The organism is Marinomonas sp. CT5, assembly GCF_018336975.1.
Taxonomy (GTDB): domain Bacteria; phylum Pseudomonadota; class Gammaproteobacteria; order Pseudomonadales; family Marinomonadaceae; genus Marinomonas.
This window is the reverse complement of the sequence record NZ_CP025572.1, coordinates 32,578-55,229: the sequence shown is the minus strand read 5'-3', so window position 1 is coordinate 55,229 and position 22,652 is coordinate 32,578. Positions and strand designations below refer to the sequence as shown.

21 protein-coding genes are annotated in these 22,652 nt (G+C 42.6%); 6 read left to right on the top strand and 15 right to left on the bottom strand.

Annotated features, from left to right (window positions below):
* Positions 1 to 20: 20 nt before the first annotated feature.
* Positions 21 to 335 (bottom strand): antibiotic biosynthesis monooxygenase, encoded by a 315-nt coding sequence (locus C0J08_RS00260; protein WP_212654147.1) that lies wholly within the window; start codon positions 333 to 335, stop codon positions 21 to 23.
* A 226-nt stretch (positions 336 to 561) separates the two neighbouring features.
* Here C0J08_RS00260 and C0J08_RS00255 point away from each other — a divergent pair, with 226 nt between their 5' ends.
* Positions 562 to 1,521 carry an AraC family transcriptional regulator gene (locus tag C0J08_RS00255; RefSeq protein WP_212654146.1) on the top strand — a complete coding sequence of 320 codons (960 nt, stop codon included), beginning with the start codon at positions 562 to 564 and terminating at the stop codon, positions 1,519 to 1,521.
* Positions 1,522 to 1,592: 71 nt separating this feature from the next.
* Here C0J08_RS00255 and C0J08_RS00250 read toward each other — a convergent pair whose 3' ends face one another.
* Entirely contained in the window at positions 1,593 to 2,681 is a 1,089-nt protein-coding gene (locus tag C0J08_RS00250; RefSeq protein WP_212654145.1) for a hypothetical protein, read from the bottom strand.
* Positions 2,682 to 2,863: 182 nt separating this feature from the next.
* Positions 2,864 to 3,322 (bottom strand): YehS family protein, encoded by a 459-nt coding sequence (locus C0J08_RS00245; protein ID WP_212654144.1) that lies wholly within the window; start codon positions 3,320 to 3,322, stop codon positions 2,864 to 2,866.
* A 219-nt stretch (positions 3,323 to 3,541) separates the two neighbouring features.
* Here C0J08_RS00245 and C0J08_RS00240 point away from each other — a divergent pair, with 219 nt between their 5' ends.
* A complete protein-coding gene (locus tag C0J08_RS00240; protein ID WP_212654143.1) occupies positions 3,542 to 4,669 on the top strand; it encodes an acyltransferase family protein in 1,128 nt (375 codons plus the stop codon).
* 95 nt (positions 4,670 to 4,764) lie between these two features.
* A complete protein-coding gene (locus C0J08_RS00235; protein WP_212654142.1) occupies positions 4,765 to 5,382 on the top strand; it encodes a LysE family translocator in 618 nt (205 codons plus the stop codon).
* A gap of 138 nt (positions 5,383 to 5,520) precedes the next feature.
* On the opposite strand, the gene C0J08_RS00230 is transcribed toward C0J08_RS00235, so the two are convergent.
* The 5 genes from C0J08_RS00230 to C0J08_RS00210 all read right to left on the bottom strand — a co-directional run bounded on the left by C0J08_RS00230 (position 5,521) and on the right by C0J08_RS00210 (position 10,422).
* Complete coding sequence (locus tag C0J08_RS00230; protein ID WP_212654141.1) at positions 5,521 to 6,582, bottom strand: class I SAM-dependent methyltransferase; 1,062 nt, start codon at positions 6,580 to 6,582, stop codon at positions 5,521 to 5,523.
* Positions 6,572 to 7,180 (bottom strand): gamma-glutamylcyclotransferase family protein, encoded by a 609-nt coding sequence (locus C0J08_RS00225; protein WP_212654140.1) that lies wholly within the window; start codon positions 7,178 to 7,180, stop codon positions 6,572 to 6,574. The genes C0J08_RS00230 and C0J08_RS00225 overlap by 11 nt, the downstream gene beginning before the upstream one ends.
* 190 nt (positions 7,181 to 7,370) lie before the next feature.
* Positions 7,371 to 8,897 carry a DHA2 family efflux MFS transporter permease subunit gene (locus C0J08_RS00220; RefSeq protein WP_212654139.1) on the bottom strand — a complete coding sequence of 509 codons (1,527 nt, stop codon included), beginning with the start codon at positions 8,895 to 8,897 and terminating at the stop codon, positions 7,371 to 7,373.
* Between the two features lie 10 nt (positions 8,898 to 8,907).
* Positions 8,908 to 9,972: an HlyD family secretion protein gene (locus C0J08_RS00215; RefSeq protein WP_212654138.1), complete on the bottom strand. Its 1,065-nt coding sequence runs from the start codon at positions 9,970 to 9,972 to the stop codon at positions 8,908 to 8,910.
* 33 nt (positions 9,973 to 10,005) lie between these two features.
* Positions 10,006 to 10,422: a MarR family winged helix-turn-helix transcriptional regulator gene (locus tag C0J08_RS00210; protein ID WP_212654137.1), complete on the bottom strand. Its 417-nt coding sequence runs from the start codon at positions 10,420 to 10,422 to the stop codon at positions 10,006 to 10,008.
* A 202-nt stretch (positions 10,423 to 10,624) separates the two neighbouring features.
* Between C0J08_RS00210 and C0J08_RS00205 the strand changes: the two genes are divergently transcribed.
* On the top strand, positions 10,625 to 11,374 hold the full coding sequence (locus C0J08_RS00205; protein WP_212654136.1) for an SDR family oxidoreductase: 750 nt from the start codon (positions 10,625 to 10,627) through the stop codon (positions 11,372 to 11,374).
* A gap of 3 nt (positions 11,375 to 11,377) precedes the next feature.
* On the opposite strand, the gene C0J08_RS00200 is transcribed toward C0J08_RS00205, so the two are convergent.
* The 7 genes from C0J08_RS00200 to pdxR form a co-directional block, all read right to left on the bottom strand.
* Positions 11,378 to 13,042, bottom strand: a complete 1,665-nt coding sequence (locus C0J08_RS00200; RefSeq protein WP_212654135.1) for a tannase/feruloyl esterase family alpha/beta hydrolase — start codon at positions 13,040 to 13,042, stop codon at positions 11,378 to 11,380.
* Between the two features lie 156 nt (positions 13,043 to 13,198).
* Positions 13,199 to 14,089 (bottom strand): heme o synthase, encoded by an 891-nt coding sequence (gene cyoE / locus C0J08_RS00195; RefSeq protein WP_212654134.1) that lies wholly within the window; start codon positions 14,087 to 14,089, stop codon positions 13,199 to 13,201.
* 71 nt (positions 14,090 to 14,160) lie between these two features.
* Complete coding sequence (gene cyoD / locus C0J08_RS00190) at positions 14,161 to 14,481, bottom strand: cytochrome o ubiquinol oxidase subunit IV (RefSeq protein ID WP_212654133.1); 321 nt, start codon at positions 14,479 to 14,481, stop codon at positions 14,161 to 14,163.
* Positions 14,481 to 15,092, bottom strand: coding sequence for a cytochrome o ubiquinol oxidase subunit III (gene cyoC, locus C0J08_RS00185; protein WP_212654132.1), 612 nt, complete (start codon positions 15,090 to 15,092; stop codon positions 14,481 to 14,483). The genes cyoD and cyoC overlap by 1 nt, the downstream gene beginning before the upstream one ends.
* A 2-nt stretch (positions 15,093 to 15,094) precedes the next feature.
* Complete coding sequence (cyoB, locus tag C0J08_RS00180) at positions 15,095 to 17,074, bottom strand: cytochrome o ubiquinol oxidase subunit I (protein ID WP_212654131.1); 1,980 nt, start codon at positions 17,072 to 17,074, stop codon at positions 15,095 to 15,097.
* Entirely contained in the window at positions 17,074 to 18,138 is a 1,065-nt protein-coding gene (cyoA, locus tag C0J08_RS00175) for a ubiquinol oxidase subunit II (protein WP_212654130.1), read from the bottom strand. The genes cyoB and cyoA overlap by 1 nt, the downstream gene beginning before the upstream one ends.
* A 782-nt stretch (positions 18,139 to 18,920) precedes the next feature.
* The gene (gene pdxR, locus C0J08_RS00170) at positions 18,921 to 20,387 is read right to left on the bottom strand and encodes a MocR-like pyridoxine biosynthesis transcription factor PdxR (RefSeq protein WP_249344443.1); all 1,467 of its coding nucleotides are present in this window, start codon (positions 20,385 to 20,387) and stop codon (positions 18,921 to 18,923) included.
* 106 nt (positions 20,388 to 20,493) lie between these two features.
* On the opposite strand from pdxR, the gene C0J08_RS00165 reads away from it, so the two are divergent.
* Together C0J08_RS00165 and srmL are read left to right on the top strand one after the other, a co-directional pair.
* Positions 20,494 to 21,144 (top strand): pyridoxamine 5'-phosphate oxidase family protein, encoded by a 651-nt coding sequence (locus C0J08_RS00165; protein WP_212654128.1) that lies wholly within the window; start codon positions 20,494 to 20,496, stop codon positions 21,142 to 21,144.
* A gap of 261 nt (positions 21,145 to 21,405) precedes the next feature.
* Positions 21,406 to 22,530, top strand: coding sequence for a PheS-related mystery ligase SrmL (gene srmL, locus C0J08_RS00160; protein ID WP_212654127.1), 1,125 nt, complete (start codon positions 21,406 to 21,408; stop codon positions 22,528 to 22,530).
* Positions 22,531 to 22,652 lie beyond the last annotated feature (122 nt).

Genomic DNA, 22,652 nt, shown 5'->3' with positions numbered 1-22,652 from the left:
AATGATTGATCTCTTCCAGTTCAAACCCAATGGTTCTCTATCACCTCATAATGACGGACAAAAGTATCTGGATCTAACTCATATTCAGCGTCTTCAGGATACAATTTGGCAACTTCAATATCTTGACCCGCAAAAGCAATAATAGACTCACGAGTTGGCCAATACGTAATTAACGTTACCTCAAAAGTGAGCTCATCCACTTCTCGGCCAAAAATTTGTGCTCCTTTAAAACCTTCAGTAGCCGAAGTATCTTTAACACCCGTCTCATATAAATAGGCAATAAAGCCTTCTTTTTTCAATATGGGACAACGAGCTTTCCATTCTCTTGCAATCATATTAGTTACCTCTCCTCTATTAAAAATGTCTTTCTGATTCTACCAAAGCAAACAATATCGTTTATATACATATTGTTTTCTATATCAATAATTGATGCATATACCTAAAAAATGGATGACTAAGTGAAAGCGTCAAGCATTACACTCAATAGACGCAGTAAAACAGACTCAAAGTTCTAGCTAGATTGCTGACTTATAAAAATAATTAATGCATTGGTGTGTAAATATGAAGTTTGACTTTTCTATCTTCGATCTGCAGATCGAGGACGCTTCAGCACAAACTCTTGCTGGTCTTTTGTTGAACAAGGGGTTTGGCAAGCATCATTTAGTACAGAGTGCGCATCATAAAAAAACAGCTGCTTTGCGGTATAAAGAATTTGGACCACTCTCGATTATAGAATATGCGGCGGGAGTTCCAACACATATTAGCTCGTCTAAATTACCCGATGCTTATTTTCTACATGTAATCTTAGCTGGTCGCAGTACAGTGCAGAATCATGATAGTAAGCATACACTTAAAAGCAATGATTCTATTGTCATTATGCCCAAGGCGCATTTTATATCCAATGATTCTGCTGACTGTAAAAAGCTTATTGTAAAAATTCCTGCGGATTTCTTTCATCAAACGGCGCGAGAGTTTGGCTATGTATCCACATTGAATCCGATTCAATTTGATACCAAAGTTAATCAATTTCCAACATTCGGACCTTTATTTAATCTGCTCAATGACATGCTTCAACAGGATAAGACAGAGCTTTATGAACGAGCACTGATTTATTATTGCAGACTATTAAGCAGTGCGATTCTTCACATGTTTAATAGCCATATTTACCAAAATAGTACTTCTAACGAATCATTACACCGCCATATAGGGCGTATACGTAATTATGTATTAGATAACATCACCACAGACATAACGATCGATGAGTTAGCGTCTCTTTGCGAAATCAGCCGTAAGTCTCTTTATAATCTTTTTGAACGAGAGACAGGTCTCACTCCTTCTGCTTACGTGCGTTCCCTCAAACTTGAAAGCGCCTATGCTGAGCTGAAAAGTAATGAACACATTAAGAATGTGACACAAGTCGCACTTAAGTATGGTTTTACGAATTTGGGAAGATTTTCGGCTCAATACCGAGAACAGATAGGGGAGCTACCGTCACAAACATTGCGGGAATTTTCAAATTAACAAAGGTTAAAAAGAACAAACAAGGCAAAAGGGTAAAGCCCTGCTTGTTCTTGGCATTGCTCTTTTCTTAACTAAAATTTATACATAGCCATGACTTCAACTTGCTTACCAGCGGGACGAGAAGAGACACCTACAGCGGAAGGCGGACGGTTAGCCACATTCTGATCACGTAATTCCACACCAAATTCCAATCCTGGTAGATACGTATAAATAACGTTAGCAAGAGAGAGTTTCAGTGTGTCTTCAGAGAGCGTTGACGAAACTTCATTAGAGGTAACTTGACCATAACGTACATTCACACGCACTTTATCGTTAAACTTATGGCTAACACCAGTAGAGAAGCCAGTGACAGTAACCAAGTCACCCTTGCTATCAACTTCTGCGACACCTGAGGCTCCAGTAGCTCCTAAGTAGCCCCAACCAGCGTAAACTGCTGCCCCCTTACCTGAAAAACCATTAAGCGACAAACTCGTATCACCAAACTTAAGTTTTGTGGCTAAAGATAATGCCGCACCAAATTTTGACTCACTATCTGTTGTGATTGAAGGCGTCATATCTACATCACGACCCGTAACGGCAACATTAAAAGCATGTCCACTTGCAGTACGATGAGTAAAAGCAGCCACCATGTCTGGATAGCTTGCATCACTATAAACAGGGTCTTGGAAAGTAAGACGGAAACCTTTAGTCGCATAGTGCACAACAAGATCAGGCCTGATAACAGCACCATTACCAGCGATGGAACCTATACCAAGCCCCCAGAAATTAAGCATTTCCGTATCAAATGGTGCGTTCGCAAAAAACTGCCCATTCCACGTTTGACCGACCGTTAAATTATCCACAGAGATTGTGGCATGACGTAACCGATAAGCATAAGTGCTGTCAGCGCTTGTATTGTTGTCCCAAAAATCCCCTTCAATAAAACCTCTTATTTTATGGCCATTTTCTGTGCGGCTGGCCGCAAAATTGATACGAGACTGACGAGCGCTTCCTTCAAAAGTATTCTTACCTTTATCTGGACTATTAAACACGCCCTCGGCTTTTAGATAGCCACCTACGCTAAATTGAGTACCGTTAAAATCACCCAACTCCACAGCAAACCCCTGTGAAGACAACCCTGCAATAATAACAGCCTGCGCGACTTTATTTTTGATAAGCATATTGATATCACCCTGTTTTTATCATTTATATTTATTATGAGGTTTCAATATCGCAAAGCGCAGAGCAACGAAATAGCCATATAGTGCAATCTTTGTACACTGGGTGAAAAGATCATAAAAAGCCGCCACCAGCCAGCAGCAACTTTTTTATGGAATAAGAAAGGTTTGAAATAACTTAGAAATTACGCTCGGAATTGCTTTTGCAATCCCATCAAGAAGTTACGCAAGATTTGGTCTTTACATTCGCAATAGTGACGGTTACCAGGTTTGCGAAAGAAAGAACTGAGCTCATGCTTGCTAAGATTAAATTCAGCAAGTGACATGATGTCGAGAATCTCTTCGGCTTGCAGGTTCAAAGCAATGCGTAACTTCATAAAAATAGCATTATTGGTGAGTCGCTTTTCAGGCACAGGTTGCGGGCCTTCACGTTTACCACGCTTGGTATTAATAAAGCCGTTCAAAAACGTTGCCATTTCCACATCAATCATTTCAACATAGCCCGCATCGTCTTCTTTCTTCAGCCAGCTGGTTACTTGCTGCTGAGTGGCAATGCCATCAGCAGCGGCAAAGATATTCACTATCTCCAGCTCTTTTAGGTCAAAGGTATAGCGAAGACGGCGTAAAATATCGTTGTTGTTCAAAATGACTTCCTAGTGTTAGGGAATAAATAATAGTAGGCGGCGACTCTAGCAGATCGGCAAGTATTTACCTAGATCTGTCGATAAATTCGTAAGAATCTCGTCGAAAATGCATGATTATCGTAAAATATTCGATACTGTCTGCTAACGACCTTGATTACCAGTGAAACTGGCGACTTAATAGCTTAAATCTCTCACTTTCATGGATGTAAGCCAGTGAACATGACAAAAAAACCTTCTCTGATAGACATCGAGGTTTCTCAAACGTCTTCTGCTGAGTCTCCCAGCTTAGTAAAAAAACAAAAATCCACCCGAGTCGTCGAGTTCGACTATTTGCGTGGGTTGGCGATTGTGCTCATTGTACTTGGTCATTCTGTCACCAATACAAATAACGGTTTTCCTCTGTTGCTAGAAAATATTTTACGTGGCGGCACAGGCGTATTTGTTTTCATATCCGGCTTCTTTTTTCATCATGTATTCGCTTCGGGTTTTGATTACCGTCGCTTCATCTCAAAGAAAATCCAAAATGTACTCATGCCTTTCTTGGCTGTTTCCCTCTTTGCAGTTGTTGTGAAGTGGTTTGTCTTTATGTTTGTTGGTGAAGCCAGCCCTTGGGAAGCCTTAGTCGAATGTGGCAAACTTTTACAACAGGGATTTGTGCTTTTCCCACATTGGTATATTCCTTTCATTATGGCCACTTTTTTGTGCGCTGGCCTGCACTTGCGTTATTTGCATTTGTCTCTGTTTGCCAAGCTCTCTCTGTTGGCTATGTTTTCCTTGGTATCGGTGGTCATTCACCGTCCAGAAGGTAACGCTAATGTGCTGCAATCATTGGTCTATTTCACGCCATTTTATTTATTCGGTATGCTCTACTCGCAATATTTAAACTGGATGAAGCAGCACTACCGCGGATTTTTAATCGCTGCGATTATGGCTGTCCTAACCTCACTGTATTTACAAACCTACGCTTTAGAACACATTGGCGGCTACCATAAGGCGGCATTTGAATGGGGCGGGTTGGACTTACAATTCATTCAAAAATTGGGCTGGTGTATCTTATTTATCGGCTTTTGCACCAACTGTGTGGGTGAAAAGCTAGGCAAACATCTGGTGATGATCGCCTCTGTCAGTTTTGCGGTTTTCTTTTTGCACCCTTTGTTTGGGATGATGTGGGGGAATACAAAATACATCTTACTGAATGCAGGTTACATCGAACCTAATACTACAGTGGTCTACAGCCTTGTTTCTTCTGTGTGTTTGTTTGTCTTTCAATTCTATGGCTCGGTGTGGCTAATCGGTAAATTAAAACCCATCTTGGGTTCTAAAAGCCGATTACTGATCGGGGCGTAATGATAAAAGCGACTAAATAAAAACCTTAAACTCTTTATTTTTACTCTCGTTATTCATAATCTAAAAAATATTAACAACAGCGAAAGGCATTCGTTATGATTAGCATGGAGTTTTTGATCACATCATTAATCCTAGTACTCATTCCTGGTACGGGGGTTATTTACACAATTGCAACTGGGCTGTTTCAAGGAGTTCGAGCTTCATTAGCCGCAGCAATAGGCTGTACTCTAGGCATAGTGCCTTCTATGCTAGCCAGTATCTTTGGCCTAGCCGTTATTTTGAATACCAGCGCTATGGCTTTTCAAGTTGTGAAGTTTGTCGGTGTGGCTTATTTACTTTATCTGGCTTGGGGAATGTGGCGTGAAACAGGTGGACTAGCATTCGAAAAAACAGAAGATAAGATGATTAACGTCTTCCAAGTTGCGTTGAAAGGCTGTTTAATTAATGTGCTAAATCCAAAACTAACAATCTTTTTCTTAGCATTCTTACCACAATTCATTACCTCAAATGGCAATTCCGCGACCAACCAAATGTTACTACTTGGTGGTATTTTTATGACGATGACGCTAATCGTCTTCATCTTATATGGCATGCTTGCAAGCAAAGCTCGCAAATATTTAAGCGGTTCATCCCATATCGCAAGATACTTACAAAAAACCTTTGCAGCGAGCTTTGCTTTGTTGGGTATAAAACTTGCGTTTACAGATCGCTGACGTAACCAGAAACAACAATTAATAGCAGCAAATCATCCTGCTAATACAATAAAAAGCCCCCCATAAATCAAAATATCCAACTATTGGGGGTCAGTTCAAAAATAGATGCTTTTGTATTATTTCAAACAGCCGATCACTTTATTTTTTCTTCGGTTGGCGGCCATGATAAACCGCAAAGCCTTTGTCTCGATACAAACGAGTATGAGAGCCCAAGGCCGCATCTAGAATTGGCGGGTAGCGTAAAAAATCGTTGGCCACGACAAACAATTCGCCATTCAAAGTAAGATGCTGTTTCACGGTCATAAAAAAGCTTTCCGCAATACTGTAATCCGTGCTCACACCACTGTGGAATGGAGGATTGGTAACCACATAGTTAAAGCGGCCTTTCACTTCATTTAAACCATTGGATGCCACGACAGTCACTGCATCATCCACTTGGTTCAGCGCAAACGTTAGCTGCGTTGCCTTTAATGCCATGGCACTATCATCCAGCGCCGTAATACGCGCACCCGTTTTGTTGTGTAACCACAAAGCGATAATGCCATCGCCACAACCAAAATCCAGAATACGAGCACCAGCAACGTCACTCATAAAGCGATGCTGATTTAGCTGGTTTAATAAAATTTCAGTGCCTTTATCAAGTTTGCCGTGTCCAAAAACGCCCGGCAAGCTGCACAAGGTGAATGTTTGCCCAGCCACCTCTTGTTGCCAAGTCATTACCCAATCTTCAAAAACAAATGGCGCGGCAGGACGGCGCTTATAACCGGTATAAAGCAAACAGTGTTTGGCGCCATCATGCTTACCAACCTCGTCTAATCCCGCTTCTAAACGCTTCATAGAGGATTTAACGCCGCTTTTATTGTCACCCACCAGCCAGATTTGACCGCCTTCTTTTAGCAGTGGCAAAACGACGGCTAGTAGATAATCCAATAATTCTTTTGCTTTTGGCTGATAAATCACCACGTGATCAAAATCAGTTCCATTCTCTGGCGTCCAGAGTTCGGAAAATAAAAGTTTTTCTTCTTCAAAGCCAACACGCAACAATGCATCGTGAAACGTTTTAGATTGGCACCAAGCATAAACGTCCGCTTTTTTACTTAAATCAAGCGGATACGTGTCTTCCGGGTTAGCAAATAAGACTTTGCCGACCAATTCTTCTTCACTGCGCTCCAATAATTGGCTTGTTGAATTAAGATTCATAAGATACAGATAGCTCTTCTATTGATAAGGTGGTTACAGGCGCCAATAAAGTATTCAAACGCTCAGTAGAAAGTTCTGGTTGTGCTCGCGGATAACGCGGTGCTTTTCGGTCATTAAGCAAAGGCGATGCCCAGCCTTTGGTGAATGTTAGAAAGTCCTGAGCAAAATCATCGCCATGTTCTAAGCAACCCGACAAAATGACATCTAGATAGCTTAAAGCAATCGGACACTCATCATCAGGCATAATGACGTCATCAGTATGATAAACCCAATAGGTGCCTTCAGGTAGAGGGTGGTCTTGATATGTAGCCAATTGCTTAGGGTCAATTACGGCTCTTTGATAGCCTTTCTCTCGCTCATCAAACAAGGGAAATTGATCAAAAGGCACTTCCACCAATACACCGTTACACGCTTTTTCAGCAGCGTGAACAACGGCAACGGAACTCATACCGTATTCAGACGACATGACAGACCAATGGCGCTCAAACCCATGCAACTTAACAGGCCAAACCTTGCCTGTTTCACCGGTTTTCGCGCGACTTTGACCATTAATGAGACTGCCATAGCCTAAAATAAAATGTCGATCTGATGCGCTCATAACGGCCTCCAAACAAAACTAACCAAATCCAATTGCAAGATAACGCGCATGATAACGTGTGGCTTTAGACAGTACTAGCGTATGTCAGCATTATTCGTCGATAGTCGTAAATCGATCTCATTCTTATAGATAAAAAAACGCTCTGAAAAGTCAGAGCGTTTGCGCTTTTAATACTTAGTTTTTAGAAATGTTATTCCTTGGCCTCTTTCGGTTTGCCTTTTAACAACAACACCAAAGGCAACGCAGCGAGTGTTACCCACATCATCAAACGAAAGTCTTGCAGGTAGGCTAAGGTGGCCGCCTGTCCAGTCACGACTTGGTTTAACGCCGTCAGTCCTGCCGCTGTGGTTGTGTTATAAGCGCCTTGCTGTTCCGCCATCTGTAAGCCAAGACTAAAAGGATTAATATAATCGGCAAAGGCGGCATGGTTGATTTGGGTCCTTTGTGCCAAATACGTTGTTACGACGGAAATACCGATACTGCTGCCGATGTTTCTTAGCAAACTAAACATGGACGTGCCTTCGTTACGATATTTAGGGTTCAAAGTCGCAAAACTGATAGTAGATAAAGGAACGAAAATAAAGCCCAGCCCCGTTCCTTGTACCAATCCCGTACGAATAATGTCCCATGCCGTTACTTCTGCGGTAAACAAAGTCATTTCCCACATAGAGACAATAATCAGCACCAAACCCAGTGTAATAAATAAACGAGCATCCACTTTGTTCGACAAACGACCAACAATCATCATAGCAGCCATGGTTCCAAAGCCTCTCGGAGCCAATATGGCACCAATATCAACGACAGGGTATCCCATTAACGAACTCATAAAAGGCGGCAATAACGCCATTGATGACAACAAAATGATGCCAACAATAAAAATAAACACCATCCCCACACTGAAGTTCCTATCACGAAACATGTCAGGGTCGATAAAAGGATGGCTATGAGTAAAAATATGCACTAAAAACATGGAGCCACAAACGATGGTTAACAAACCTTCTATTGTCACTTCCAAGCTCGCAAACCAGTTTTGTGATTCGCCTCGGTCCAGCATCATCTGCAAACTACCAATGGCAATACCAAGCAGTACAAAACCATACATATCAAAGCGACGCTTTTTATCAAGTGTTGACTCTTCTAAGAAGCCAGCAAGGCCAAGCCATGCAACAATGCCAAAAGGGACATTGATATAAAACACCCAACGCCAGCTGTAGTATTCGGTTAATAGACCGCCAAGGTAGGGCCCTAAGATTGGGCCAACCATGACACCAACACCCCACATGGCCATCGCAGAACCGTGCTTTTCTTTAGGAAAAGTATCAAGCAACACCGATTGTGACAGAGGCACTAGACTTGCGCCAAACACACCTTGTAACAAACGAAATAACACTATCTGATCCAAAGACTGAGCCGCACCACATAGAATGGAAGAGACGGTAAATCCCACAATTGACCACATAAACAAGCGCTTACGACCAATTCGCGCGGACAAAATCCCCGTTAGAGGCATACAAATCGCTGCGGCAACAATGTAAGAGGTCAACACCCAAGAAATCTGATCTTGAGTGGTCCCCATGGCGCCTTTCATGTGTGGCAATGCCACATTAGCAATGGTGGTATCTAACGCCTGCATAATGGTCGCTAACATCACAGATATCGTGATCATGATGCGATTTGTGCTCGCGTTCTCCGTTTTTAGGCTTTGTGTAAGCGCCATCTCTATCGCCTCACAACGCTATACCGAATAAACGGCGATGGTGCTCTGTATCTATTGTGACAGTAGAACTAAAACCTGTACGCAAATCCGGTGTGTTCTGATCGCTATCTACCACAATTTTAACCGCTAGACGCTGAGCCACTTTCACCCAATTACCTGTCGCGTTCTCAGCAGGAATTACTGAAAACTCAGACCCTGTCGCAGGGCTAATACTTTCCACTTTTCCTTTCAAAGTGACATCTGGATAAGCATCCACTTCAATTTCTACATCCTGACCAGGCTTAACATATGTAAGGTCTTTTTCAGTAAAGTTTGCCGCAATCCACTTTTTCTCATCTGATACTAGAACCATAGAGGTTGAGCCAGCCATTACGTATTCACCATTATTAGGGACTTTTGCGACGATACCTGATGCAGGCGCTCGCACTTCAACGTGACCAAGATTAATACGCGCTTGATCTAAAGTTGCTTGAGCAGCTTGATAATTAGGGTGATCCTCAAGTGGCGCGCTCGGATCCCCGCCCAAAGCCTCTTTCAAACGGAATAAATCTTTCTTCAAGGTTGCGACATTCAATTCGCTAACTTCAGCGGCTTGCTTAGCTTGATCAAACTGAGTATCTGAAATGAACTTTTGTTTTAACAGGTTAGCTTGGCGTTTCTCTTCACGTCGATTAAATGCATATTTATTTTCAGCAAGTTTAATTTCAGCCTTTTTTTCTTCATAAGCCGCTTTTTGCTCCAGTATGTTTAACCGGACCTGCTGTAGTTGAGCTTGAGCTTTAGCTTCCGCTACTTTAAAAGGAGTAGCATCGATACGAAATAACAACTGACCTTTTGCAACTTTCTCGTTTTCTTTGACCGCTATCGATTGAATGGCCCCAGACACTTCCGCATTAATGGTCGTGATATCAGATTGAACATAAGCATTGTCGGTTTCAACATAGCGACCACCATGCAAATAAACAAAAACAGAGACTAAAATAACCACTAGTGGTAATGCCACTAATAGAAAACGACGAGTCTTACGCTTTTCCACTTGCTTTGGCACAGATGGATTCTTTTCTTGTTCGCTCATTTTCGATATTTCCCCAAGTAAATTCTATGATGTCTAGTTCGCAGATAGATTTGTATGCATAACAGAGAGCGCATTCTGAAGAACATTGACCTGTTCTTCTGTTAAACCTTGCAGGGCTTTCTTACGTACTCGCTTAACTTCTACGTCAATTTTTTCTAACAAAGGCGCCGAACCATCCATTAAATACAATCCGTAGGCACGACGATCTTTTGGATCGGGACGACGTTCTACTAACTCATCCTCCGCTAGCTGATCGATTAAACGAGCAAGCGTGATAGGTTGAATATCCATCATTTCAGCTAATTGCACCTGTCTAATACCTTCACAATGAGAGACATAAACCAACGCCCTCGCTTGCATTGGGGTCATACATAAATCACTGTTTAAATATTCCCTGCGCATAAGACGAATAATGTCTGTTAAAAGAAAGCCAATATTATTTGTTTGCATTCAAATCACCATATTTAGTATCTAATGATTATTATATACTTTGCTTATTATATTCAACTCGACCTTATAAACATGACTAATACTTCCTCAATCCATGGAAAGTAGCACGCCAAATATCCTTAATTTTTTAAGATTCATAAACTGGTTTTATTCAAATGATCGCGTTACTTTAAACTTCAATAAATACAACAAGGAGAGCACAGTGAAACTACCAATACTTTTGATTACAGGTGGTGGAAGAGGGATTGGCGCTGCGACAGCGAAATTGGCCGCGCAACATGGCTACGAGGTTATTATCAACTATCGAAATGATGCTACATCTGCTGAAAACGTTGTCGCGGACATTGTTGCCTCTGGTGGTGTAGCCCATTGTGTACAGGCTGATGTCAGTAATACAGATCAGGTCGCCAAGATGTTTGCAACAATCAGAGACACATGGGGACCAATTAGTGCTCTAGTCAACAGTGCAGGCGTCTTAGATCATCAAACACGCTTTGTAGATACTCAACCAGATCGTTGGCAACGCATTTTTCAAACCAATGTGTTTGGGACGATGCAATGCTGCCAAGAAGCTTTCCAAGACATGGCCATAAGCCGAGGAGGACAAGGTGGAACAATCGTTAACGTCTCTTCTCTCGCCTCTGTTTATGGTTCACCAAATGAATATGTAGACTATGCAGCCAGCAAAGGCGCAGTCGACTCTTTCTCTAAGGGGTTTGCTTTAGAGGTCGCAGGAGATGGCATTCGCGTGAATGTGGTTAGACCAGGGTTAATTTACACCGACATGCATGCCGATGGTGGTGAAGCTGGCCGTGTCGATCGTATAGGGCCTAATTTACCCCTACAGCGTGGTGGCCAACCAGAAGAAGTCGCCGAAGCGATTCTCTGGCTTATCAGCGATAAATCCAGCTACTCAACTGGCGGCTTTATCGATGTTGGGGGTGGTCGCTAATCGCTATTTAGTGACCACACATTGAAAAGAACTCGCCTTTAGAAAATTACCTTCGTGGTACTTGGCGTATGCTGGATAAGGGCACAAAGGACGTGTCATTCCTGCCATACGAGCTGTAATTTCAGGATTATCAGCTCGTGTGGCAGCAATAATTTCTTGGGGAGATTGTTTTCTTTCGACCCATGCAACCAATGGTCGAAGCATATTAAATTGGTCAGCCGAGGGACCACCTTGTCCATGAGGCATACCGGGCACACGATAGAAACGTACAAATTCCGGTGCTTTACCCACTAAAGTGAAGTTTAAAAAGTCATACCAACGCGCGGTATCTTTCACAGAGAAAGCTGGATCACTGTTACCATGGAAAATAATCATCTTCCCACCGTACTTTTTAAACTGGGTTAATTTAGGCTTGGCTGCGTCAGGCGTAGTCATCGTCGTCATTGCAGATTCTTTAAATTGACGATTAATCGCATAAATCTTGGGGGCATCTTTATCAAAATCAAAATGCAGAAGGTAATTTTCTAGTGAATAAACATCTCCAGAGACATTTGTATATGGCGTCGTAAAAATATGTGCTAAAGCCCCCGCTCCCATAACCACACTAATTGGTTTATTACCCCATGCTGGTACCTCACTTTCCACCTTCCACATGCGCCAGTTTTTAGAACGAATCCCTGTATCATAAGGCCAGCTGGTATACAAAGCTTGATCGTGGGAATTATGAGGTCCTAAATGCATACGTATCAAAGCGCCTAGCTTATGTAATGGCAGGCAATTTTTATCAAACTTACCTTTGCAGACTAATGCTTTCGGCTCAAAGACTTGTTGGCATGCATCCGCCGCAAAAATCATATCATCGTTAATACCGTCTAGTGCATCACATTGGTCTAATATACGCTTAGCGAACATATCTAAGTCCCGTTGAGTTAGTGCCTGACTAATATCATCATTAACTCGATATAACGCTTGAATATCCCAAGCGTGCTGTAAAGCCGCTCTTGGTAAATTAAAACCTGGATACCCAACTAACAAACCATCAAACATCTTAGGAAAACGAGAAGCTGCCACCATCGCCATGCGGCCGCCATTAGATTGACCTAGACCATAAGAATATTTAATCGGAGATTGGTAATATATTTCTACTAAAGAACGAGCCACGGGGTTTAACTTCTGAACCGCTCCATAACCGTAATCACGACGAGCTTCTGGATCATGACCAAATACCACCCCACCCGTAAGACCTAGTTCAGAGTTAGCTTTACCATCATGTCCACCATTACTTGAAACAACAGCAAAACCTTGATTGATTGCATATTCAGAATTAACAAGCCCTGTAATTTTTCCTAATGCAGGTTTAACGTCACCATCAACACCTCCATTAAATTGATAAGCAAACCTTCCTTGCCAATTATTAGGAAGTCGCAACTCAAACTGAATAGAATAAAATTTACCATCACTTCCAATCCGCTGCGCCATGACTCCGGTTACTTTGCAGTAAGAACTGTTCACTTCCCTATCTGGCGACATCATCAAAGTTGTAATATTGACCCCTTCCGGAGCATTTTCTAGTAAAGCATGACAGCGGCTGGGGTCTGCATAAACACTGCTGCTTCCTAAAACAAAAAGTACAATAACTTGAGCTAGGTAGATTAAACGCGCTTTCATTTTCATCATCCTTTTTGATTTCGATGTTAAGCATATTCGTCGACATAAAACTCAACAGTCAGGCTTTCAAAATAGCGAATAATGGACGAAATAGGAAGTTATCAAAAAAAGAAGAGGAGAAATAAAAAAACGGGCCGGAGCCCGTTTTTATAAATATCAATGCGCAGCAAACACCAAAAGATTTGGTGATACTTCATTAAAATCCACAGCCATAGTCACACTAAGAGCGGTTACTGTAATGATAGAGAAGAAGAACACTTGTCGTGCCCAACCATTCAAATCAATACCAGGGCGGTAACCCCGTAGTGCCATCGCCAACCACCAAAGGCTGGTTGCTAGAGCTACGACCATAAAGCCAATCCCAACATAGCCAGTCAATGGTAAAAGAGCAGCTACGACTGCAAAAGCAGCAATATGTAGGATTATATGACGCTTAGCTTTTGCGATACCTTGTGACACAGGAAGAACAGGAATGCCTGCTGCTTCGTAGTCTTTGTAACGAAAAATAGCGATTGCGTAAGAGTGCGGCATTTGCCAAATACAAAACATAGTAAGCAGGATAGCGGCACCAGCGTCGAACTGACCCGCTGCGGCACAATAGCCAACAACTGGAGGAACGGCACCAGACAAACTACCAACAAACGTCCCGTAAACGGACTTTCGCTTGAAATACATAGTGTATAAGCCAACGTAAACCACATAACCGAAGGCGGCAAAAGCAACCGCAACCCAATTAGTGAAATACGACAGTAAAGTAAAACCAATAAGGCCTAATACAATACCGTGAAAAAATGCCGCTTTGCCTGACATTTCACCATTTACAGTCACCCTGTTACGCGTGCGCTGCATTTTTGCATCAATATCTCTGTCAATATAGTTGTTAATGGCACAGCCAGAAGCAACCACCAACGACAAACCAACAACAGTCGCTAGCATAAGAATCCAGTCAATCTCGCCACGAGAGGCTAAAAAGAAGCCCCCCGCAACAGAGATGAGGTTGCCCATAATGATGCCAGGCTTTGTTACCTGAAGATAACGCTTAAACATCGTTATAGGCTCCCATCGGACACGTATCACTTATAATGAAAGAAGTCCGCATAATCATCAGATTAATCTGCTTACATCATCATTGCGTTGGAAGCGTAGATAATCCATACGGATAACGCGACAACCATCACAATAACCACAGCAGCAAAAATGAATGAATAAGTATCCAACTTACCTTGCTCAGAGAAGTTCAAATGAAGGAAGTACTTCAAGTGAACAAAAATCTGAACAATCGCTAACAAGACGATTGTTATATAAGTTGGTCCCTTATCGAACGCTTCTGTCATTACCATCCAGAAAGGAATACCAGTCAAAATAACTGACCAAATAAACCCTGTTAGGTATGACTTTACGCTACCGTGTGAATGCGCTTCAGAAGAATGATCACTCATTAGATCGCTCCCATCAGATAAACAACGGTGAATACACAAATCCAGACAACGTCTAGGAAGTGCCAGAACAAGCTTAAGCAACTTAAGCGAGTTACAGTACGGCTACCAAAACCAGATACTATCAACTCAATCATCAGGATAGCCATCCAGATCAAACCAGCAGTTACGTGTAAGCCGTGCGTACCCACAAGGGCAAAGAAGGCTGACAAGAATGCGCTTGCTTGAGGACCGTTACCATGAACGATTAGGTGATGGAATTCGTAGACTTCCATACCAATGAACACAGCACCCAAGATAAAAGTAACTGACAACCAAGAAAGGGTGCCTTTTTTATCTTTTTTATGCGCGCAGATCATTGCAAAACCGTAAGTGATACTTGAAAGAAGTAGCGCTGCGGTTTCAACTAGAACGAAATCTAATTCGAAAATATCTTTACCTGATACACCACCTGCTGTGTTCATAAAGAGCACAGCATAAGTAGCGAAGACGGATGCAAAAAGCAAACAGTCCGTCATTAGGTATAACCAAAAACCAAACACGTTATGCGGTGCTGGATCGTGATCGTGATGCTCGTCGTGAGCGTCATGCGTATGCATATGTGTAGTACTCATGATTACCCCTTAGCCACGTTATCAAGATGAGCATTTTCTATGCGAGCAACTTCATCAGGCTGTACATAGTAATCAACATCTTTGGTGTAAGCACGAAGCACAAGGAATACAAACCCACCGATCAAACCAAGCGCAGCTAACCACCAAATGTGCCAGATTAAAGCAAAGCCCATTAGAGTAATACAGCCAGAGATCTGCATACCTGCTGCAGTATTCTTAGGCATATGAATCGCTTCATATTTCTCATGACGAACGTAAGCTTCACCTTTCTCTTTCATATCGGTGAACGCATCGATATCAGAAACAGTTGGGATATTAGCAAAGTTGTAATACTGTGGCGGTGATGCTGTAGACCACTCAAGCGTATGACCATTCCATGGATCACCTGTAGTATCCAAGTTTTGTTTACGGTCACGGAAGCTGACATACAATTGTAGCAATTGACAAACAATACCTGCCAAAATAACAAAAGCACCAACTAAAGCGATGTACAACCAGATATTCCAATCTGGGTTATCTGTATGGTTTAGACGGCGCGTCATACCCAAGAAACCTAGTACATACAAAGGCATAAAGGCTAAGAAGAAACCAACTAACCAACACCAGAAAGCCGCTTTACCTAATTTCACATTTAGGTGGAAGCCCATTACTTTCGGGAACCAGAAAACAAAACCAGCTAGATAACCAAATACCGCACCACCAATGATGGTGTTGTGGAAGTGGGCAATCAAGAACAAACTGTTGTGCAATACGTAGTCAGCACCAGGTACCGCAAGTAGAACACCTGTCATACCACCGATAGAGAAAGTCACCATGAAACCAAGTGTCCAAAGTACTGGCACAGTCACACGTAAGCGACCGCGGTACATAGTGAACAACCAGTTAAATAGTTTCACACCCGTTGGTACCGCGATGATCATAGTCATCACACCAAAGAAGGCGTTAACGTTCGCACTAGACCCCATGGTAAAGAAGTGATGCAGCCATACGATGAAACCAAGAATGGAAATCGAAGCTGTCGCCCAGACCATTGATTTATAGCCGAATAAGCGCTTACCAGTGAACGTAGACACAACTTCAGAGAAGATACCAAATGCTGGAAGTACAAGAATGTACACTTCAGGGTGACCCCATGCCCAGAATAGGTTGATATACATCATTGAGTTACCGCCGCCATCATTCGTAAAGAAGTGGAAGTCTAAGTAACGGTCAAGTGTCAACATTGCTAGTACAGCAGTCAAAATTGGGAATGATGCCGCGATCAAGATATTGGCCCAAGTACAGGTCCAAGTGAAAATCGGCATATCCATCAATTTCATGCCAGGAGCACGCATCTTAAATACGGTTGCCAAGAAGTTAACAGCCGTTAAAGTCGTACCTATCCCGGATATCTGCAGCGCCCATATATAGTAATCAACCCCTACGTCCGGACTGAACTGCAAACCTGCTAGTGGCGGATAAGCCACCCAACCAGTTTTAGCAAATTCACCAACGAATAGAGAAATGTTGATTAGGATAGCCCCACCAGCCGTTAGCCAAAAGCTAAGGTTGTTTAGGAATGGGAATGCAACATCACGAGCACCAATCTGTAGAGGAACAACAATGTTCATCAGACCAATCATAAATGGCATTGCCATAAAGATGATCATGATAACACCATGCGCCGTAAAGATTTGGTCATAGTGATGTGGTGGCAAGTAGCCTTCGCCACCATTAGTAGACAAAGCCAATTGCAAACGCATCATTATTGCGTCAGCAAAACCACGGAGTAACATGATAAGCGCGAGCACTATATACATTACACCAAGGCGTTTATGGTCAATAGATGTTAACCAATCTCTCCAAAGAACACCAAGCAAGTTAAACTTGATAAGTAGGAAAGCAAGTACCAATACACCGATAGCAACAACAGAGAATGTGGCTATCAGAATCGGTTCATGAAATGGAATCGCATCTAAAGATAATTTACCTAGAATAGACATTATTTATCTGCCTCCATGTGCATCTCGTGAGATGAGTGCTCAGATGCTTCATGGTTCATTTCGCCATGATTCATTTCGCCATGATTCATCTCGCCATGATTCATTTCACCATGGTTTGAACTGCCGTGGATCATTTGGGAATCAAACGTTGTGCCTTTCAGCAACTCAACTTTGCCGTGATCTTTCATGAACTTCATAACATTATCCATGAAAACACTCGACTTAATTGAGCCGTAATACTGTACGGGAGTCGCCTCATGTTTGTGATGAGGATCCGCATCATATTGGGCAAGCTTTTCATAAGAGGCTTGATCCAGTATGCCGTTATTAATAGCACCATCAATTGACTCAGCTTTCACACCTTCAACCCAAGCATCAAAATCAGCTTCAGTTTCTGTCGCAATAGCTTTGAACTTCATAGTACTAAAACCAGGACCACTGTAGTTCGAAGAGAATCCATCAAAAGTACCAGGCTCATTTGCAATCAAGTGAAGCTTGGTCACCATGCCTGCCATTGAGTAAATTTGGCTACCCAACTGAGGAATGAAGAACGAGTTCATTGTGCCTTCTGATGAAATATGGAAAGCAACAGGAACATTCGCTGGGAATCTCAGCTCGTTCACAGAGGCAATACCAAGATCCGGATAAATAAATAACCACTTCCAGTTCATCGAAACGACCTGAACATCGATGTGATCTTTTTCCGATTTCAAAGGCTTGTAAGGATCCAATGAATGAGTTGATTTCCATGTAATCACACCAAGAATGATGATGATGACAATTGGAATAGTCCAAACAATGGTTTCAATTTTTGTGGAGTGTGACCATTTTGGTTCGTAGATCTCGTCACGTCCTTCACGGTATTTCCAAGCGAAATACAGTGTCATGAAAATGACAGGAATCACAACAAGCAGCATCAACAAAGTCGCAACAATAATAAGTTGCTTCTCTTCAATACCTACTTGCCCTTTAGGATCGAGCACACCACCCTGACAACCGGCGAGCAAGCCCACCATTAGCGCCAAAGCGACTTTACTTAGGATACGAGTTAACAAGAGAATCATCCTCTAACCCTTATGTTCACAAAACTGCTACCAAACGATCCAGTAACAGAACGAAAATCCGGCAAAACGCCGGGTATTTCAGTAAAGATCACCACACTGAGAACAGCACAAAGACCATTACCTAGTTAATAAAATTAACGCAGCAATGGCTTTTTTGGATCACCTAAATCTGAAAAGGGGAGCTCCACATCTCATCACGCATCGAGCCTCAGCACGACTAAGTCGCTCATTAAGAGCAAACACATGAAACAAAGAGAAGGCCAATTTCTGGCGAGCAGGGTTGATATTGGTCATAACGGACCAATAACTAACCAATAATAGAGCTATAAATACGAGACTAAAACATAGCCCCGCATTAGGAATAGGGTCGATATTAATAACACTTGGGTTAAAAATAGAGAAAGGAGCGGCAATCATTACGGAGAAACTTAAAATCAAGCAAGACACGGCAAAATCTAGGCGTAAAGAATCCGCCAAGACGCTGGACACCGAGTGCACACTATGGCGCAAAATGTCTTGAAATTTGTTCAATTTATCCATCCGATTCATAAAAACAAAAGTGAAAATGCCGTTTTTACACGCTTCATACGAATTTAAGTGTGCGAAATATAGCAAAAATTATACAGCCACACAAAGTGTAGTTTAGCCTTTGTTCATCTTTGCTTCACTGTCTTTTTATAAACTTCCACATTTTTAGCCTAAAAAAATGCCTTAAACATAAGCTGTAAAGCTAAGATTAGCGCGCTTATAAGACGATTTCCTTACACGTTGTAAATAATACTTTATCTCAAATTTTCTATACACCAATGTTCCAATGCGACAACAATATGCACCATAGTTTCTTCATTGGGTCCACTAAACCCCAATAAAAAACCACATTGGTCTCGCTCGTGAGCGTAATGTCTGGACAAAGGTGATAGTTTCACACCACTACAAGCAAGCTCTTGTGCTATTAACTGATCTAAAGCCATCTCAGATTGCACGATGGAAAGAAAGTCGTTTTTGATTTCTATTAATATATGCATCCCTCCACGAGGTTTCTTCCACTCAAACCAAGGTTTTAAATGGCACTCTAGAAGTCGCAAGAGTTGGTCTCGCTTGAGTCTATAGTGACGACGCATCCGATTGACATGCCGATCAAAATGACCTTCAAGCATAAAGTTCGCTACTGCAGGTTGTATAGGTAAAGAAGCCGATGCACCCAACACACGCTGACTTCTATGTAATGCCGCAATATGTTTCGTTGGAGCGACAATAAAGCCCAACCGTAAGCCTCGAAACAGCACTTTAGAAAAGCTTCCAACAAAGAAGACACGATCTCGAGCTTGATCATGCACGCTTGCTGTTTGCATAAAAGGCACATTACTTCGCCCCTGATAGACAAACTCATTGTCATAATCGTCTTCCACTAACCACCAATTTAGCGAATCATTTTGTAATGCTTGCAGCCATTGCTGACGTCGAGCCGCACTTATACTCAAGCCAAGAGGATATTGCCGATTTGGGGTTAAAATTGCGGCATTCAAAACAGATTCGCTATCTGGTAAACAAGGCCCATCTTCGTCTATCAAAAGCACACCCGATTTGGCAGACGATGATATAGTCTCGCGAATTGGCGGGTAGGTGGGCTCTTCAAACCACCACTTCATTGACGACCCATGAAAACCTCCCAACGATGTAATCGCATGTTGTAATAAAAGCAACGAGTCACGGCTTCCAGCCGTGACAATAATTTGCTCAGCGGAACACTCAAGACCTCGAACACGGTACAAATAATCCACTATCGCTACTTTTAAATTTGGGTAACCTGTTTCGTACCCACCTTCCAGCACAGTTAAATCTGGATTGAGCCAACTCCGTCGCATACTTGACGCCCATTCCTTAGCGGGAAAGACAGACACATCAGCCCCCGCATCGAACGCTAGTGTTACTGGCACTGTATTAATGGGTAAGTGGGAAGAATGAGATTGCCTCGTTGAACGCTGGCTAACCATGGGCAAAGCCGCCACAAACACACCACGCTTTTCTTCGCTGGTTAAAATACCTTCAGCGATTAATTGATCGTAGGCCCGAGAGGTCGTACTTCGTGAAACACCCAACGAACTGGCTAAAAAACGCGAGGAGGGTAACTTATCACCAACCGATAGCTCCCCAGACACAATGCCTTGCTGGATCTGCTCGATCAATTGTTTGTAATAGGGTTCATCGTCGTCTAAAGAAAAGCGCAAACTGGCGATCGCGTGCTTCATAATCTGGCCTGCTTTTTTATCTTGATTCTGGCTATTTTTATAACATCCAGATTTATCTAAAGTCTTGTTATAGCGAATCAACGATTAGGACACAAGGAGAGAATTCATGAGCCAGTCACTAGAAGAAACCACATTAAGTAAAGTAAAACGCGGGCCAAACCGTGCCTCTTATGACAAAGATCTAGCATTTAACATTATTGATGCGGCGCTTATGTGTCATGTCGGACAAACCAAAGACGGGCAAGTGTTTGTCACCCCCACCAGCCATTGGCGTGAAGGCGACTACTTCTATTGGCACGCTCATTCGAAAGCCCGCAATGTTAAAGGGCCAATCGACGAACCGGAAAAAGTCTGCATCAACATCAGTTTATTGGATGGCTTAGTCTTGGCGCGTTCGGCCATGCACCATTCAGTAAATTATCGTTCCGTGACCTTATTTGGCGTACCAGAACTGATCGAAGAAAAAGAAGAAAAAGTACGTCAATTCAAACTTTTCCTCGATAAAGTCAGCCCAGGTCGCTGGGAAACATTACGTCCCGTCAACGAGCAAGAGATCAAAGCGACGGGAGTCGTGCGTATCAAAATAGACGAAGCCTCGGTCAAATTCCGAGCAGAACCACCTATCGATGATCCAGCCGATAACGACTGGCCAGTGTGGGCGGGCGTTATGCCGTTAGAAAGACAGTGGGGGGAATTGCAAAAAGACCCTATTCAGAGTCAGGATTTCCCAGAACCAACTGCGCCGAACGCTGTGTAGTAACTTTGGAACAAGGTCAAGTAAATCAGATCTTGCTCCAAAGGCTTCTTGTTCTGCAACAGATAGCCTGCTAGGATCAAAAGCATGACGCATCTTATTGTACTATCACAACGATTTACCAGCCTCCGAGTCCCTAAACTGGACCCGGCGGCTTTGTTCTTTCTGAAATAACCTTTCAAAGACAAGCTCTCTCCGAGTCCCGACTCGGAGGAATCCAAAAGCATTGCACTAATTTTTATCTTGGATTTATGGAGCTTTATAATGTCTACCAACACATACCTTACCCACGAACAATTACTTAGCGCGCTTTCTTTGCGTGATTTAACCAACCCAAAATACGGCATTCATGCCATGCAACAACTCATCACTGAAGCGGAAGCAGCGCTTTCTGCCTTATGGTGCTGTTACCTGCAACGTATCAATGCCAACCCTATTGTGCCCGTTTACGAAAACTACGATGCGCTCGGTTATCCTGCCGATGGAGCGTCGCGAGACGTTCGCTACAGCCGCTATATTTCTGATAGTTTGATGCTTCGTACTCAAACGTCCAGCGCAGTGCCAACCTGGTTGAGCAGTTGGCAAAGTCTACGACCGAACTCGATAGGAATGATAAGTCACGGTTTGGTTTACCGTCGTGACTGTATTGATCGCTGGCATTGCGCAGAACCTCATCAATTAGACATCTGGATTGTCATGCCCAAAACACAAGCTGACGAGGATATAGAGATTTTAAATGAGTCAGTTTCGGCACTGATGAAAACCCTATTGCCCAATCATGTGGTGCAACAATCCAAATCACCGCACCCTTACACCATAAATGGTGTTCAACTTGATGCTATTGAAGGACAAAACCTAATTGAAGTGGGTGAGTGCGGCAACATAGATCCAGATCTGTTAAACAGAAATGGTTGGCCAAGCAAAGATTACACGGGTGTCGCCATTGGTTTAGGCTTAGACAGAGTATTGATGTTACGTAAAGGCCTTCCTGATATTCGTTTGCTGAGAGATCCAGATTCACGCATTCAGCAACAAATGCTCGATTTATCACCTTGGCGCCCAGTGTCACGACAGCCCAAAGCGGATCGTGATATTTCGATAGTGGTGAACCAAGACACAGATATGGACATTATTGGCGATCAAGTTCGTACCACTTTGGGAGAACAAGCCCATTGGCTCGAAGAGCTGAAGTTATTGTCGCGAACCGAGTATCATCAACTGCCAAAGTCCGCGGTTGAACGACTAGGCATGACGCCATCCCAAGTTAATTTGCTATTAAGAATCAGTTTACGCCATCCAACTAAGAGTGTCCCAACCAGCCTAGCCAATGAGTTGCGAAACAAGATTTATTTGTCCTTGAATCAAGGACATAACTACTTAGCCAGTTAATCAAATAAACAAAAACAACTGAAATCCAAACCACATTCATGCACATAAAAAGTGCGTGTTTGTGGTTTTTTTCTTGCGGTTTTTCACAAAATCGCTACTCTTGCACACTTTTTTAAGCATCT